The sequence below is a fragment of the Arthrobacter sp. EM1 genome (genome assembly GCF_029964055.1).
Classification (GTDB): Bacteria; Actinomycetota; Actinomycetes; order Actinomycetales; family Micrococcaceae; genus Arthrobacter.
In genome coordinates, this window is record NZ_CP124836.1 from 2,653,180 (window position 1) to 2,668,840 (window position 15,661).

The 15,661-nt window shown below is 66.8% G+C and carries 10 protein-coding genes and 1 pseudogene; 3 read left to right on the forward strand and 8 right to left on the reverse strand.

Going from position 1 to position 15,661, the window contains the following annotated elements; genetic code table 11:
- Positions 1–57: 57 nt before the first annotated feature.
- Positions 58–534 (reverse strand): annotated as a pseudogene (locus tag QI450_RS12200) (hypothetical protein); the annotation flags it as partial.
- Here QI450_RS12200 and mshA point away from each other — a divergent pair.
- The 3 genes from mshA to QI450_RS12215 all read left to right on the forward strand — a co-directional run bounded on the left by mshA (position 510) and on the right by QI450_RS12215 (position 4,747).
- On the forward strand, positions 510–1,796 hold the full coding sequence (mshA, locus tag QI450_RS12205) for a D-inositol-3-phosphate glycosyltransferase (protein ID WP_226774021.1): 1,287 nt from the start codon (positions 510–512) through the stop codon (positions 1,794–1,796). The pseudogene QI450_RS12200 and the gene mshA sit on opposite strands and share 25 nt — an antisense overlap.
- A 57-nt stretch (positions 1,797–1,853) precedes the next feature.
- Positions 1,854–3,596: a formate--tetrahydrofolate ligase gene (locus QI450_RS12210; protein WP_226774022.1), complete on the forward strand. Its 1,743-nt coding sequence runs from the start codon at positions 1,854–1,856 to the stop codon at positions 3,594–3,596.
- Between the two features lie 434 nt (positions 3,597–4,030).
- Positions 4,031–4,747, forward strand: a complete 717-nt coding sequence (locus QI450_RS12215; RefSeq protein ID WP_309485689.1) for a hypothetical protein — start codon at positions 4,031–4,033, stop codon at positions 4,745–4,747.
- 191 nt (positions 4,748–4,938) lie between these two features.
- Here the strand turns inward: QI450_RS12215 and QI450_RS12220 are convergent, their stop codons facing one another.
- From QI450_RS12220 to QI450_RS12250, 7 genes are all read right to left on the reverse strand, one after another.
- A complete protein-coding gene (locus QI450_RS12220; RefSeq protein ID WP_226774617.1) occupies positions 4,939–6,024 on the reverse strand; it encodes an inositol-3-phosphate synthase in 1,086 nt (361 codons plus the stop codon).
- 169 nt (positions 6,025–6,193) lie between these two features.
- On the reverse strand, positions 6,194–7,231 hold the full coding sequence (gene mgrA, locus QI450_RS12225; protein ID WP_226774616.1) for an L-glyceraldehyde 3-phosphate reductase: 1,038 nt from the start codon (positions 7,229–7,231) through the stop codon (positions 6,194–6,196).
- A 15-nt stretch (positions 7,232–7,246) separates the two neighbouring features.
- A complete protein-coding gene (treZ, locus tag QI450_RS12230) occupies positions 7,247–9,016 on the reverse strand; it encodes a malto-oligosyltrehalose trehalohydrolase (RefSeq protein ID WP_226774619.1) in 1,770 nt (589 codons plus the stop codon).
- Between the two features lie 32 nt (positions 9,017–9,048).
- Entirely contained in the window at positions 9,049–11,391 is a 2,343-nt protein-coding gene (gene treY, locus QI450_RS12235) for a malto-oligosyltrehalose synthase (RefSeq protein WP_226774615.1), read from the reverse strand.
- Positions 11,388–13,628, reverse strand: a complete 2,241-nt coding sequence (gene glgX, locus QI450_RS12240; RefSeq protein ID WP_226774614.1) for a glycogen debranching protein GlgX — start codon at positions 13,626–13,628, stop codon at positions 11,388–11,390. Before glgX ends, treY begins: the two co-directional genes overlap by 4 nt.
- Before the next feature lie 91 nt (positions 13,629–13,719).
- Positions 13,720–15,246 (reverse strand): NAD(P)H-hydrate epimerase, encoded by a 1,527-nt coding sequence (locus QI450_RS12245; protein WP_226774613.1) that lies wholly within the window; start codon positions 15,244–15,246, stop codon positions 13,720–13,722.
- Positions 15,247–15,309: 63 nt separating this feature from the next.
- Positions 15,310–15,657, reverse strand: coding sequence for a holo-ACP synthase (locus tag QI450_RS12250; RefSeq protein WP_226774612.1), 348 nt, complete (start codon positions 15,655–15,657; stop codon positions 15,310–15,312).
- Between the last annotated feature and the right edge of the window lie 4 nt (positions 15,658–15,661).

The window sequence follows — 15,661 nt, forward strand, 5'->3', positions numbered from 1 at the left end:
GGCCACCCCTTTGCCCTGGTAGTCCGGGTGGACCATGTACCCGGCATTGGCAACGTGGCCTCCGCCGCCGCCCTGGTTTGCATGCAGCTCGCCGGTGCCCATGATGACGCCCGCGAGCTCCCCCAGGCCCGCCGCGACGAAGGTCTGGCCGGGCGTTTGTTGGAACCAGCGTTCAAATGCCTGGTGCCCGGTAGTGGTCCGGTCCCAGGTGAAGGTTTCCCCGGCCCTGACGACAGGCTCAACGATTTCCCAGACCGCGGGCCAATCCCCGGCGGCGGCCGGCCGGATTTCCCAGCCGGGGACGGTGGAATCCCTCGTTTCGTGTGCGCGCACAGTCGTCACGGTAGCAGCACCGTAGGCTCTCTGACCGGCACCGCCCGCCGGCCTGTGAAACGGCGGTAACTTCAGGAGTAGTGTTTTATCGAAACACAGGTCCGGACGTGTGTCCCGGGACCAGCTGAACAAGGTGCGCGTCCGCCGGGATGCGTTCCGGAGCGGGGAGGAGAACAATGTCGCTGGTCCGCCGCGTCGCATTCCTCTCGCTGCACACCTCGCCGATGGAGCAGCCCGGCTCCGGCGACGCTGGGGGCATGAACGTGTACATCCGTGCCCTTGCAGCAGCCCTCGCCGAGACCGGCGTCGAAGTGGAGATCTTCACCCGGTCCACGTCCGCCGGACAAGCCGCCGTCGAGCATCCCTCCCCCGGCGTCTGCGTCCACAACGTCCTGGCCGGTCCGGCCCGGAAGCTGCCCAAGGAAGAACTGCCCGAGCTTCTGCACAGCATGGTTGCCGAAATCGACCGGATCCGGCAGTTGCAGCCGCACGGCCGCTACGACGTGATCCATTCGCACTACTGGGTGTCCGGGGTCGCCGGGCTTGAGCTCGCCGGCCTGTGGGGGCTGCCCCTCGTGCACACAATGCACACCATGGCCAAGGTGAAGAACCTGCTGTTGGTCGCCGGCGAACAACCGGAACCCCGCCGGCGCGAGGACGGCGAGCAGCGGATTGTCGACGGCGCCACCCGGCTGATCGCCAACACCGGTACCGAAGCGGCCGAATTGGTCTCGCACTACAACGCGGACAACGACCACATCGATGTGGCCCCGCCGGGTGTGGACCTGGGCATCTTTACACCAGCGTTCCGCAGCCGGGCCCGTGCGGACCACGGCGTCCCGCCCGAACGTTTCCACCTGCTGTTCGCCGGGCGCATCCAGCGGCTGAAAGGCCCGCAGATCCTGGTCAAGGCCGCCGCCCTGTTGCGCGAACGCCGGCCGGACATCGACCTTCAACTCACCATCGTCGGTGCCATCAGCGGCTCCAGGGACTTCGATTTGAAGTCGCTGATCAGCGCGGCCGGGATGGACGACGTCGTCACGCACCACGCGCCGGTCAGCGCCCCGGAGCTGGCCGGCTGGTACCGGTCCGCGGACGTCGTTGTGATGCCTTCCTACAGCGAGTCCTTTGGTCTCGTGGCGCTCGAAGCCCAGGCCTGCGGCACACCGGTGGTCGCCACCCGGGTCGGCGGACTGTCCCGTGCCATCTTCGACGGCAGGACCGGATTGCTCGTCGATGGCCACAAGGCTGCCGACTGGGCGGACGCGCTGGAGGCGCTGTACGACGATCCTGCGACCCGCGGGGACATGGGCCGCGCGGCCGCCTTGCACGCGCAGGAATTCGGCTGGCAACGCACCGCCGCCATCACGTTGGAGAGCTATAACACGGCGCTGAGCCAGTATTTTGGAAACCTGACCATTCCGCTGGGCCACACACCCGCCACCGGAACCGCGGGCCGGTAACACCGGCCCGAACCACTGGCCGGAACACCCACCGATGCCACGAAGCAAAGGACGACGATGTCTGACACCGTTACTGACGGATCCGCCGCAGGAACCCCCACCGCTGGTGCCCCGGTGCCCAGTGATCTGGAGATCGCGCAGAAGGCCACCATCCGGCCGATAGCGGAGATCGCGGCAGCGGCGGGCATCAACGCCGAAGCCCTGGAATTCTATGGCCGGTATAAGGCGAAGATCGACCCGGCACGGCTGGCGGGTTCCATGCCCGGGGCGCCGGTCCGATCCCCGGGCAAGGTGGTGCTTGTTTCTGCGATGTCGCCGACGCCCGCCGGGGAAGGCAAGTCCACCACAACCGTGGGACTGGCGGATTCCCTGGCCCGCGCGGGCCACAACGTGATGATCGCGCTCCGCGAGCCTTCGCTGGGCCCGGTCCTGGGCATGAAGGGCGGCGCCACCGGCGGCGGCTATTCCCAGGTGTTGCCGATGGACGAGATCAACCTGCACTTCACCGGCGACTTCCACGCCGTCACCTCGGCGAACAACGCCCTGATGGCACTGGTGGACAACCACATCTACCAGGGCAACGAGCTGAACATCGACCCTCGTCGGATGACCTTCAAGCGCGTGCTGGACATAAACGACCGTTCACTGCGGGAGGTGGTGATCGGTCTCGGCGGCCCGGCCCAGGGCATCCCCCGGCAGGACGGCTTCGACATCACCGTCGCCTCGGAGATCATGGCCGTCTTCTGCCTGGCTACGAACCTTTCCGACCTCCGGGAACGCCTGGGCCGCATCACCTTCGGCTACACCTACGACCGGCAGCCGGTCACGGTGGCCGAACTGGGTGTCCAGGGTGCGCTGACCATGCTGCTCAAGGACGCCATCAAGCCGAACCTGGTGCAGACCATCGCGGGGACTCCGGCCCTGGTGCACGGCGGACCGTTCGCCAACATTGCCCATGGCTGCAATTCCCTGATCGCCACCCAGACTGCGCGCAGCCTCGCGGACATCGTCGTCACCGAGGCAGGCTTCGGCGCGGACCTGGGCGCAGAGAAATATATGGACATCAAGTCACGCGTCGCCGATGTGGCCCCCTCCGCCGTCGTGGTGGTCGCGACGGTGCGCGCTGTAAAAATGCACGGCGGCGTCGCGAAGGATCAACTCAACGAACCGAACCTGGATGCGCTGGCAGCCGGCGTCGTCAACCTTCAGCGCCACGTGCGGAATGTGGAGAAATTCGGCATCACCCCGGTGGTGGCGATCAACAAATTCGCCACGGACACCCGCGAGGAGCTGGACTGGCTCCTGGAATGGTGCGCCGCGGAGGGTGTCCAGGCGGCGGTGGCCGACGTCTGGGGCCGCGGGGGTGGTGGCGACGGCGGCGACGAGCTTGCGGCCAGGGTCGCCGCCGCGATCGACGCCCCGCACACCTTCCGGCACCTGTATCCGCTGGAGATGTCGGTGGAGGACAAGATCCGGACGATCGTGCAGGAAATCTACGGCGCCGACGGGGTTGATTTCTCTGTCCCTGCGCTCAAGCGGCTCGCGGAGATCGAGAAAAACGGCTGGTCCGGTTTCCCGGTCTGCATGGCGAAGACGCAGTATTCCTTCAGCGATGACGCGAGCAAGCTGGGCGCCCCCAAGGGTTTCACCGTGCACGTCCGCGACCTCATTCCGAAGACCGGCGCGGGCTTCATCGTGGCCCTCACCGGAGCGGTCATGACCATGCCGGGGCTGCCCAGAGTTCCTGCGGCGATGCGGATGGACGTTGACGCCGACGGCAACCCGGTCGGCCTCTTCTAGACCCTCCCTCACATCCCGCAGCCCACCCGCCAACCCTCCCTCACATCCCGCAGCCCACCCGCCAACCCTCCCTCACATCCCGCGACCCACCCGCCAAGGGACGTCGGAACCGGTGACTACCGCTACGGGCCATTCCCGGGCAACTGTGGATAACTCCTGCACGGTTACCTGAATGGGTTCACAATTCCAGCATGAGAATGCGAACGGAGCTTCCCGGGCCACTCGGCACAGCACCCTTCACTGTCGCTGACGCCCGGTCCTGGGGAGTGCCCAAAAACAGACTCAGACAGTCGGATATCCGGCAGATCAGCAGGGGTCTCTACCGGCCCGTGGAGTGGCGCTTCGAGTTGGAAACGGCGGCTCGAGCATTGTCCGTCGCGTCGCCGGGTGCCTGGATCTCACACGTCACAGCCGCCAGACTTCGATGTCAGCTCTTGCCTCCCTGGCTCTCGGACTCTGAGGAGCTCCACCTAAGCAAGCCGCGGGAGCTGCCCGAGGTCCGCCGCAAGGGCATAGTCGGGCATACGGTTCTCGCTTGGGACGACGAGGTCGAAACAGCGGACGGCATCCGGATCAGCACCCGGCCCCGGACGTGGCTCGACCTCGCCCGGCGGTTGAGCCTGCCCGAACTTGTCTGCATGGGAGACGAGCTCGTGCGTATTCCCCGGGTGGGCCTGGAAGGACGGAGCGAACCCTTCGCGACCATGGATGGGCTGCGTTCGATGCTGAAACGCCACCCGAATCTGCAGGGAATCGTCCGTGCCCGGGCGGCACTTGACCTGATGCGAGTGGGATCCGATTCAGGTCCGGAGACGCTGTTGCGCCTTGTGATGTGCGACGCCGGGCTCCCGGAGCCGGAGCTCCAGCTCCTGCTCCGCCCGGAAAGACCGGGCTCCCCAACAGCGGACCTTGGCTATCGCCGGCGTCGGGTGGCAGTGCAATACGACGGCGGTCACCATCTGCTCCCTGCCCAGATATTTAGCGACCGTCGTCGTGACAAAGCGTTCGAGGCAGCGGGATGGACGGTGCTCGTCCTGACAAGAGATGACCTTGCGGACGGCTTCGCCGTCGCCACCGCCAGGATTAAGCGACTCCTCCGCAACGCATACCTCAGCCCGTCCTCTGCTGCCGGCTTTTCCAGCGAAGACTGAAGGAGCGCTCCGCCGATACCTGCATAACGTGAGGGAGGATCGGGCTGGAAACGACCGGACGTGAGGGAGGATCGGGCTGGAAGCGACCGGACGTGAGGGAGCGCCTCCCGGACACTCCCGGACACTCCTGGACAAACGAACGCTCCCACACCAAGGTGCGGGAGCGTTGTCGGGGGGCGAAAGAGCGGGGCTTAGCGCTCCACGTCTCCGCGGATGAAGGCCTCGACCTTTTCACGGGCAAGGTCGTCGTTGAACTGCTCCGGCGGCGACTTCATGAAGTAGCTCGAGGCGGAGAGCAGCGGGCCGCCGATGCCGCGGTCCATGCCGATCTTCGCGGCACGGATGGCGTCGATGATCACACCGGCAGAGTTGGGCGAGTCCCAGACCTCCAGCTTGTATTCCAGCGACACCGGGGCGTCGCCGAAGTTGCGGCCCTCGAGGCGGACGAAGGCCCATTTGCGGTCGTCGAGCCACTGGACGTAGTCCGACGGGCCGATGTGGACGTCCTTGGCGGCGAGCACGGCTTCGACATTGGACGTCACGGCCTGCGTCTTGGAGATCTTCTTGGACTCGAGCCGGTCGCGCTCCAGCATGTTCTTGAAGTCCATGTTGCCGCCGACGTTCAGCTGGTAGGTGCGGTCCAGGGTGACGCCGCGGTCCTCGAACAACTTTGCCATCACGCGGTGCGTGATGGTGGCGCCGATCTGGCTCTTGATGTCATCGCCCACGATCGGCACGCCTGCGGCGGTGAACTTGTCCGCCCAGGCCTTGGTCCCGGCGATGAACACCGGCAGGGCGTTGACAAAGCCAACTCCGGCATCGATCGCGCACTGGGCGTAGAATTCGGCGGCCTCCTGCGATCCGACCGGCAGGTAGCAGACCATCACATCGACCTTGGCGTCCTTGAGGGCCTGGACAACGTCGACCGGCTCCTCCGGGGACTGCTCGATGGTCTCGAGGTAGTACTTGCCGAGTCCGTCGAGGGTCGGGCCGCGCTGGACGGTAACACCGGTCGGCGGGACGTCGGCGATCTTGATGGTGTTGTTTTCGCTGGCCAGGATGGCGTCGGACAAGTCCAGGCCCACCTTTTTGCCATCGACATCGAAGGCGGCGACGAACTCGACGTCGTTGACGTGGTACTTGCCGAACTCCACATGCATCAGCCCGGGAATCGTGGCCTGTGGGTCGGCATTGCGGTAGTACTCAACGCCCTGGACCAGTGAAGTGGCACAGTTACCTACGCCGACGATTGCAACACGAATCGGATGTGAAGACACGAAACTCCTTTGAGGACAACTTCATGTGCCCGGCGCGGAAGTACTCTGATGCACGACGGCGGCAACGGGCACGGCGCCATACGGCGCCCTTAGCATTCTAGTCAACGGCGCGGCGGCCTAAGTTGTTCCCGGCCGCCGCGCCTTCCTTAGCGCCCGCAGGCGAGGCAGGCTACTTCTGCGCCCACAGGTTGATCTCGGACTCGACGGCGAACTCGTCGATCGCGCTCAGCTCTTCGGCGCTGAAGCCGAGGTTGTTGATCGCCGCCAGGGTGTCCTCCAGTTGCCGGACACTGGAGGCGCCGACCAGCGCCGATGTCACGGCGGAGCCCTTCTCCTGCGGACGGAGGATCCAGGCGATGGCCATCTGGGCGAGGGACTGGCCGCGGCTTTCGGCGATCCGCTGCAGGCCCCGCACCCGGTCCAGCTTCTCCTCGGTGATGCTGTCTTCGGCCAGGGACTTCTCCTGGGCGGCGCGGGAACCGGCCGGGATCCCGTTCAGGTAACGGTCGGTCAGCATTCCCTGGGCCAAGGGCGAGAATGCGATGGAGCCGGCACCGACCTGTTCGATCGCCTCGTACAGGTTGGGGCTGCCGTTTTCGGTCCAGCGGTTCAGCATGGAGTAGCTCGGCTGGTGGATCAGCAACGGGGTGCCGAGTTCCTTGAGAATCCGGGCGGCTTCGAGGGTCTGCTCCGGGGTGTAGGAGGAGATGCCCGCGTAGAGGGCCTTCCCGGACCGGACGGCGTGGTCCAGTGCGCCCATGGTCTCTTCCAGCGGCGTTTCCGGGTCGGGACGGTGGCTGTAGAAGATGTCCACATAGTCCAGGCCCATCCGGGTCAGCGACTGGTCCAGGCTCGCGAGCAGGTATTTACGGGAACCCCATTCGCCGAACGGACCGGGCCACATGTTGTAGCCGGCCTTGGTGGAGATGATGAGCTCGTCCCGGTAAGGCGCGAAATCATCCTTGAGGTGGCGGCCGAAGTTGGTTTCGGCCGAACCGGCGGCCGGGCCGTAGTTGTTCGCCAGGTCGAAGTGGTTCACACCCAGGTCGAAGGCCCGGCGCAGGATGGCCCGCTGGGTCTCGAACGGCTTATCATCCCCGAAGTTGTGCCACAGCCCCAGGGAGATGGCGGGGAGCTTCAGTCCGCCGCGGCCCACACGGCGGTACGGCATGGAGTCATAACGGCTTGCTGCTGCAACATAAGTCATACGTTCAATCCTGTCCTATTTCGAGATGACGGCGGCACTGTGGCCGGGAAGGGCGAGCTGGCCGTCGGCCAGGTGCACTGCGTCCTCGGTGGCCAGCGAGATCGAGGCGCCCGCAACACTGAGCCGGCGCGGTTCGGCGGAGAAGTTCATGGCGACCTCCACACTGCCGCGGCGCAGGCGGAGCCAGCCTTCGGCCTCGCTGAAGGCGACAGCGGTGTCTTCGAAGCCGAGTCCGGCGAGCTCAGGCGTCGTGCGCCGCAGCGAGATCAGCTTGCGGTACAGCTCCAGCAGACGGGCATGCTCACCCGCGGCGGCTTCGGCCCAGTCGAGCTTGGAACGGGTGAAGGTTTCCGGGTCCTGCGGGTCGGGGACGACGGCGGGGTCCCAGCCCATCCGTTCGAACTCCCTGATCCGGCCCTCCGCAGTGGCTTTGCCGAGTTCCGGTTCGGGGTGCGAGGTGAAGAACTGCCAGGGTGTGGTGGCGCCGTATTCCTCACCCATAAAGAGCATCGGCGTGAACGGCGAGGTCAGGGTCGCGACGGCCGCCAGCGCCAGCTGCCCGTATCCCAGCGTTTGGGACAGCCGGTCGCCGGTGGCCCGGTTGCCGATCTGGTCGTGGTTCTGGCTGCAGACCACCAGGGCCGCGGGATGCACCACACCGGTGTTGATCGGTCGGCCGTGGTGCCGCCCACGGAAGCTGGAGTAGCCGCCGTCGTGGAAGAACCCGTCCACCAGGACCTTGGCCAGGGCTTCAATGGACTCGAAGTCGGCGTAGTAGCCGGTGGCTTCGCCGCTCACGTTGACGTGCACCGCATGGTGGAAGTCATCGCTCCACTGGCCGGCCAGGCCGTAGCCGTTGATGCCGCGCGGGTAAAGCAGCCGCGGATCGTTGAGGTCCGATTCGGCGATCATGGTGGCAGCGCGTCCGGTTTCGGCGGAGATGCTGTCCGCAAGCGCACCGAACTCCTCCAGCAGGTGGACGGCCCGCTCGTCCTTGAAGGCATGCACGGCGTCGAGCCGAAGCCCGTCGACGTGGTAGTCCCGCAGCCACATGGCGGCGTTCTCCAGGATGTAACCGCGCACCACGTCGGACCCGGAACCGTCGAGGTTCACCGAGTCGCCCCAGGTGTTGCCCTCGCCCGATTTCAGGTACGGACCAAAGCGCGGAAGGTAGTTCCCGCTGGGTCCGAGGTGGTTGTAAACCACGTCCTGGATCACACCCAGACCGGCAGCATGGGCCGCGTCCACGAACCGCTGGTACGCGGCAGGGCCGCCGTAGCCCTCGTGCACGGCGTACCAGAGAACGCCGTCGTAGCCCCAGTTGTGGGTTCCATTAAAGCCGTTCACCGGCAGCAACTCCACAAAATCAATACCAAGCTCCGCCAGGTAGGCCAGCTTGCCGGCCGCGGCGTCCAGGGTGCCTTCGGGGGTGAAGGTCCCGATGTGGAGCTCGTAGATCACCGCTCCCTGCAGCCCGCGGCCCTGCCAGTTTCCGTCCGACCACGTGTGGCTGCCTGCGTCGAAGGTCCGGGAGAGCGAGTGCACCCCGTCGGGCTGCCGGCGGGACCGGGGGTCCGGCAGCGGTGTGGTGTCGCCGTCGAGCAGGTAGCCGTAGTCGACCTCCCCGCTGGCCGGGGCGTCCGGTGCGGTCCACCAGCCGTCAGCGGCATCGGCAGGTGCCCGGCGGGTCATCGGGTACTGCCGACCGTCGGCCAGCAGCGTCACGGCGGCCGGTTCCGGCGCCCAGAGGTCAAAGCGTTCATTTCCATCGGCAGGCAAAGTGATCACAGCTTTCCGTTCGCTTTTCGGAGGTTACGTCAGTGCTCGGCGGGAACCAGCAGGGCGACCGGGTAGCGGCCCAGGATGGCTGCCAGTTCCACGGCACCCGGGCCGAACGTGGCGCCGGTCAGTTCGTCGGTCATGGCTCCGGGCAGGTCAATGGCGGTCTCCCGCCAGCCGCCTTGCTGCTCCAGGGTGCGGGGCAGCCGGGTAGCGAGCGTCACAGCGCCCGGTCCCGCCGCTGAGCCGCGGTCAAAGCCGACCAGATGCCCCGCAGCCGGCCCTGCAGCCAGCACAGGGCGGTACCCCGTGAACAGCCCGGGCCGGCCGCGGCGCAGCCGCAGCGCCCTCGAGGTGACCAGGAGTTTCGCCGCGTCATCGGTGTACGACGCCGGACGTTCGCCCGCGTCCAGCGCGGCCAGGGCGGCACGCCGCGCACCGTAGTCGAAGGGCCGCCGGTTATCCGGATCGGTCAGCGAGCGGTCCCAGAACTCGGTGCCCTGGTAGACATCGGGGACTCCCGGCATGGTCAGCTGAACCAGCTTGGCCCCAAGCGAATTGACGGCACCATAGGGATTCAGCAGCTGCACCAGGGATTCCAGTTCCGCCACAACCTCAGGGTTGTCAAAGGCCGCGTCGACGACGGCGGCCAGCTTCACCTCGAAGCCCGCGTCCGGATCCAGCCAGTCGGTGGAGTTGCCGGCCTCACGGGCGGCCTTCAGTGCATAGGACTGCAGACGCTCACGGTCCGCGGGCCAGGCTCCGGCAATGGCTTGCCACAACAGGTTGGCCAGCGGTCCGTCCGGCAGCGGGGCAAGGTCCTGAAGCCGGGCCAGGGCAGCCCGCCATTCCGGCGCCAATTCGGCAAGCACCGAGATCCGCGCGCGGGTGTCTTCGCTGCGTTTGGTGTCGTGAGTGCTCAGCGTGGTCATGGACAACGGGAGCTCCGCCTGCCGGCGCGCCATCCGGTGATGGAATTCTTCCGCTGCGAGGGAGAACTCGGTAGGGTCGGCGCCGACCTCCGTCAGGGTGCCCAGCCGGGTGTAGCGGAAGAACGCGGTGTCCTCCACCCCCTTGGCCATGACCATGCCGGAGGTCTGCTGGAAGCGGCGCCCCAGCTCGGCGTCGGGCTCCGGGCCCGCGTCAAGCAGCAGCGGGAGCAGCATCGCAATAGCGTCGGCGAGGTCAGGACGCCGGCCGGCTGCGAGTTCGCACGCTTCCGCCAGGACGTCGGCGCCCACGGGCAGGTAGCTGCGGTAAACGGGGAAAGCGGCGATGATCTCGGACAGGGCGTCGGCGCTCTGGTCTGCCCTGAGCCCGGTGCCGGCCGGGACCAGCCGGGCCAGCCGAAGCATCTCGGAGTGCAGGATCCCGTCCGTGATCCGGCGCTTGGTACCCCGGATCATGTCCTCGTAGTCCGCCGCCTGGCCGCCGCGCAGCCCGGTGTCGAGGGCGTCGAGGTCTGCCTGCCCGGCGGGGTCGACGAAGAGCCGGTCCACGTCCGCGAGGGCGTCGTACCCGGTGGTTCCGTCGCAGTCGAAGCTGGCCGGAAGCTGCTCTCCGGGCTCGAGGATCTTCTCGATCAGCAGGTAGCTGCCGCCGGTCACTTCGCGGAGCCGGTGCAGGTAACCCTCCGGGTCGGCCAGGCCGTCCGGGTGGTCGATCCGGAGACCGTCAACCAGGCCCTCGCGGAACCAGCGGACAATCTCGGCGTGGGCCTCATCAAAGACCTCCGGGAGCTCCACCCGGATGCCGGCCAGGGAATTGACGGCAAAGAACCTGCGGTAGTTCAGTTCGTCGTCGGCCCGGCGCCAGCCGATCAGCTCGTAGTGCTGCCGGTCGTGCACCTCGCGGGGGTCATCGGCGGAGGAGTCACCTGCGGTATACGTGCCTTCGGCAAGCGGGAAGCGGTGGTCGTAGTAGCGCAGCTCCCCGTCCTTGATCTCCAGCGCGTCAACGTCGGAGTCCTCCCCGAGTACTGGGATCCGGATCCTGCCTGCCCCAAAGTCCCAGTCGACGTCGAACGCCGGGGCGTAACGGGACTGCTGTCCCTCCTTGAGCAGGGACCACCACCACGGGTTCTGGGCGGGGGTTGCGACGCCGACATGGTTGGGCACGATGTCAACGAGCACACCCATGCCGGCGTCCCGCGCCGCCTTCGACGCCGCGATCAGACCCTCGGCGCCGCCGCGGTCAGGGTCGATCGCGGCGGGGTCGGTGACGTCGTAGCCATGGTCCGATCCCTTTTCGGCGGTGAGGATCGGCGAGAGGTAGATCCAGTCCACGCCGAGCGATTTCAGGTACGGCACGGTCTCGGCAGCATCCTGGAGGGTGAACCCGGGCCGGACCTGCAGCCGGTAGGTGGAGACAGGAGTCCTCATTCGGCGGCAGCCTTCGAAGCGCTGGTAGCGGCGGCTTCCTCCTGGGACTCCACCATTTCCTCGAGGGCGTCCTCGTGCTCGGCCATGGAGGCCAGCGACGCGGCTGCGGAGTAGTCCACTTCCACCTCGGGACCGGAGTGGGCGCGGAGCACCACCATCGACTTGGCCGCGAGCTTCACCACCGCACCAGCCTTAAGCGGCTCCTCGGTGTCAGCCTGGTCTGCGGTGTCCACAAGCACGTCCCAGAACCGCGAGTACTCCGTGGACGGCAGTGCGAAGTCCACGTCGTCGTCGTGGGCGTTGAAGCACAACAGGAAGCTGTCGTCGGTGATCCGGCGTCCGCGGGAGTCCTGCTCCTGGATGCCGTCTCCGTTGTAGAACACACCGATGGTCCGCCCGAAGCCGCTGTCCCAGTCCTCCGGGAGCATTTCGGTGCCGTCCGTTTTCAGCCAGACGATGTCCGGGAGCTTCTCGCCCTCGCCGCGGCGGACCGGGCGGCCGTCGAAGAAGCGGCTGCGCCGGAACGTCGGGTGGTCGTGCCGGATCTTGTTGACGACGGCGGTGAACTCGACCAACGGCTGGTCCATCGCCTCCCAGTGGATCCAGCTCAGTTCCGAGTCCTGGCAGTAGGTGTTGTTGTTGCCCTGCTGGGTGCGGCCCAGTTCGTCGCCGTGCAGGAGCATCGGGACGCCCTGCGAAAGCAGCAGGGTGGCGATGAAGTTGCGCTGCTGGCGGGCGCGGAGGGTCAGTACGTGGTCGTTGTCCGTGTCCCCCTCCTCGCCGCAGTTCCAGGAGCGGTTGTGGGATTCGCCGTCGTTGTTGCCTTCGCCGTTGGCGTCGTTGTGCTTTTCGTTGTAGGAGACGAGGTCGCGCATGGTGAAGCCGTCGTGGGCGGTGACGAAGTTGATCGAGGCCACCGGGCGCCGGGCAGAGCTTTCGTACAGGTCCGCCGAGCCGGTCAGACGGGACGCGAATTCACCCAGGGTGGATGCCTCACCACGCCAGAAGTCGCGGACCGTGTCGCGGTACTTGCCGTTCCATTCGGTCCACTGCGGCGGGAAGTTGCCCACCTGGTAGCCGCCCGGGCCGATGTCCCACGGCTCGGCGATCAGCTTCACCTGGGAAACAATCGGATCCTGCTGGATGAGTTCGAAGAAGGTGGAGAGCTTGTCGACGTCGTAGAACTCTCGGGCCAAGGTGGAGGCGAGGTCGAAGCGGAAGCCGTCGACGTGCATTTCCGTCACCCAATAGCGCAGGGAGTCCATCAACAGCTGCAGGGAGTGCGGGTGCCGGACGTTGAGGGAGTTTCCGGTTCCGGTGTAATCCATGTAGTGCTTCTGGTCGTCGTCAACGAGCCGGTAGTAGGCCTGGTTGTCGATGCCCTTGAAGGAGAGTGTGGGGCCCAGGTGGTTCCCTTCCGCGGTGTGGTTGTAAACCACGTCCAGGATCACCTCGATGCCGGCCCGGTGCAGATCGCGGACCATGGCCTTGAACTCCTGGACCTGGTGCCCGACGTCGCCGGAGGAGCTGTAGGTGTTCTGCGGCGCGAAGAAGCCGATGGTGTTGTAGCCCCAGTAGTTGTTGAGGCCCTTTTCCTCGAGCGTGCCGTCATTGACGAACTGGTGCACCGGCATGAGTTCGATCGCGGTGACGCCGAGCTTTTTCATGTGATCAATAACCGCCGGGTGCGCGACGCCGGCGTAGGTGCCGCGCTGCTCTTCGGGGATTTCAGGGTGCAGCTCGGTCAGGCCCTTGACGTGCGCCTCGTAGATTACCGACTGGTGGTAAGGGATCCGCAGCTGGCGGTCCCCGTCCCATTCGAAGTAGGGGTTGATGACCACACCGTGCATGGTGTGGGGAGCCGAATCGCTGTCGTTCCGGGAATCGGGGTCACCGAATTCATAGGTGAAGAGCGCCGGATCCCAGTCAATCTGGCCTTGGACTGCTTTGGCGTAGGGGTCCATCAGCAGCTTGTTGGCGTTGAAGCGGTTGCCGTTTTCGGGTTCATACGGGCCGTGGACGCGGTAGCCGTATTTCTGTCCGGGCTGGATGTGCGGCAGGTAGCAGTGCCACACATAGCCGTCCACTTCGGTCAGCTCAACCCGGGTTTCGGTCAGGTCATCAGCGAGGATGCACAGCTCCACCCGATCGGCGCGTTCGCTGAACAGGGCAAAATTGGTTCCGGTGCCATCAAAAGTGGCTCCCAGCGGATATGCCGTTCCGGGCCAGACTTCCATGTGTACTCCTCGTGCGTGGCGAAAATTCTCTAGAAAGACTACTTGTAAGTAAGGTTACTATCTGACGTGGCGCACTCTACGCGCGGTTATATTACATCCTCGACATAACCTCCCGCACGGCCTCCGCAACGTTCGACGCCGTCACCGGCCCGCCGCCCGATGCCAGGCTCCCGGCCCGGCCATGGACGCTGGCTGCCAGCGCCGCGATGGCGGCCCAGCGGTCGGCGGCCGGAATGCCGCGGCGCGCGAAAGCCCCGGCGTGCTCCGACAGCTGCGCCAGGAGGCCGCCGAGAACACCGGCCAGGACGTCTCCGCTGCCGGCCGTTGCCAGCCACGGTGTCGCTTCGGACTGGCTGAAGACGGTCCCGGACGGTGCGGCGACGAGGGTTGTGGCGCCCTTGAGCAGTACCGTGGCGCCGGTGAGGCCGCTGGCCCGCCGGACGGCCGCGAGCGTGGCGCTTTCCACCGCGGAACGGCCGGCTCCGTCGCCGTATCGCGCCAGCAGGGCGGCAAGTTCGCCGGCGTGCGGCGTCAGCACAACGTGCGGGGCGAGGGTCCGCGGCAAAGCAGGCAGCGCCCCGGCATCCGCGATGACCGGAAGGCCGGCGGCGGCGGCGTCGCTGACGCGCTCCAGTTGCGCGTGGGCTTGCTCATCAAGGCCCGGGCCCAGGAGCCACGCCTGGACGCGGGCATCAGCGACGCTGCCGGAGCCGCAGACAACTTCGGGGCAGGAACGCCGGACCAGGTCGGAGACCTCGGGCGGGCCGAGGTAGCGCACCATGCCCGCCCCTGCGGCCAGCGCTCCGCGGCAGGCCAGCACGGCGGCGCCGGGATAGCGCGTCGATCCTGCCACGACACCCAGGACACCGCGGGAGTACTTCTGGGAGCGCCGTTCCGGATACGGCAGGAGGGCGGACAGATCCCCGGCTTCGAAACGGCGCAGGGCCGGCTCCGGCAGGACATCGTCAATGCCGATGCGGACAAGCTGCACGCGGCCGGCGAAGTCCGCGCCGGGATCGGCCAGCAGACCGGCCTTGGCCGCCCCAAAGGTCACAGTGAGTTCGGCGCGCAGCACAGGTCCGCTGACTTCACCGGTATCGGCGTCTACGCCGCTGGGGAGGTCGCAGGCCACCACGAGTCCGGGCCGCGAGCCCGCCAGCTGCTCGAACAGCGCAGCGGCAGGGCCGCGGAGCCCGCCGCGGGCGCCCGTGCCAAGGACCGCGTCGATCACGACGCCGGAACCGGCGGCGGCCAGCGCGGCGGCGGCGATGTTCTCCGACGACAGACGCAGCACCCGGCCGCCTGCCGCTTCAAAGGCGGTGAGTGCCCCCGGATGGGCTTCTCCCCCCGTCAGGACGGCCGTCGTCCGCATTCCCCGGCCCGCAAGCATGGCTGCCGCGAACAATCCGTCCCCGCCGTTGTTGCCCTTCCCGGCCAGCACCGTGACGCTGGCGCCATAGAGCCGGCTGCCGCGGGACCGGAGCTCGCGGACTACCGCGTTGGCCAGCCCGTAGGCGGCCCGCTGCATCAGGACAGCGCCCGCGCGGGGTGCCCGGCTGGCGTGGAGAAAGCTCTCTTCAGCCGCACGAATCTGGTTTCCGGTGTAGGCGCTGATCATCGTTTCAGTCCGTTCGCGGTGCACTCGCTGCGGGTAGTCCGGTTCTGGTCAGGCGGGTAACGCTCAGCTTTCGGCGATGACCGTCGCCGTGGCAATTCCGCCGTCGTGGCTCATCGACAGGTGCCAGCGTTTAACGCCCTTCGACTCCGCCACGGCAAGCACAGTTCCTTTGACCTGGACGGTGGGCCCGTGCTGGTCAAGACCGATCCAGCAGTCCTGCCAGTTCATGCCGGCCGGAGCGCCGAGGACCTTGGCCACGGCTTCCTTGGCGGCGAACCGGGCAGCCAGGGAGCGGGTGTTCAGTTCGCGCTCCGCCGGCACAAACAGCCTGTCACGCAGCCCGGGGGTGCGCTCCAGCTGCCGGCCGAACCGTTCAATGTCTACGACGTCTACGCCAATGCCAACAATCATGGCG

What these genes read in the sequence shown, in the direction of transcription:
- mshA (WP_226774021.1), top strand. Translation starts at nt 510, where the DNA reads ATGTCGCTGGTCCGCCGCGTCGCATTCCTCTCGCTGCACACCTCGCCG.
- QI450_RS12210 (WP_226774022.1), top strand. Translation starts at nt 1,854, where the DNA reads ATGTCTGACACCGTTACTGACGGATCCGCCGCAGGAACCCCCACCGCT.
- mgrA (WP_226774616.1), bottom strand. Translation starts at nt 7,231, where the DNA reads ATGACTTATGTTGCAGCAGCAAGCCGTTATGACTCCATGCCGTACCGC.
- treY (WP_226774615.1), bottom strand. Translation starts at nt 11,391, where the DNA reads ATGAGGACTCCTGTCTCCACCTACCGGCTGCAGGTCCGGCCCGGGTTC.
- glgX (WP_226774614.1), bottom strand. Translation starts at nt 13,628, where the DNA reads ATGGAAGTCTGGCCCGGAACGGCATATCCGCTGGGAGCCACTTTTGAT.
- QI450_RS12245 (WP_226774613.1), bottom strand. Translation starts at nt 15,246, where the DNA reads ATGATCAGCGCCTACACCGGAAACCAGATTCGTGCGGCTGAAGAGAGC.
- QI450_RS12250 (WP_226774612.1), bottom strand. Translation starts at nt 15,657, where the DNA reads ATGATTGTTGGCATTGGCGTAGACGTCGTAGACATTGAACGGTTCGGC.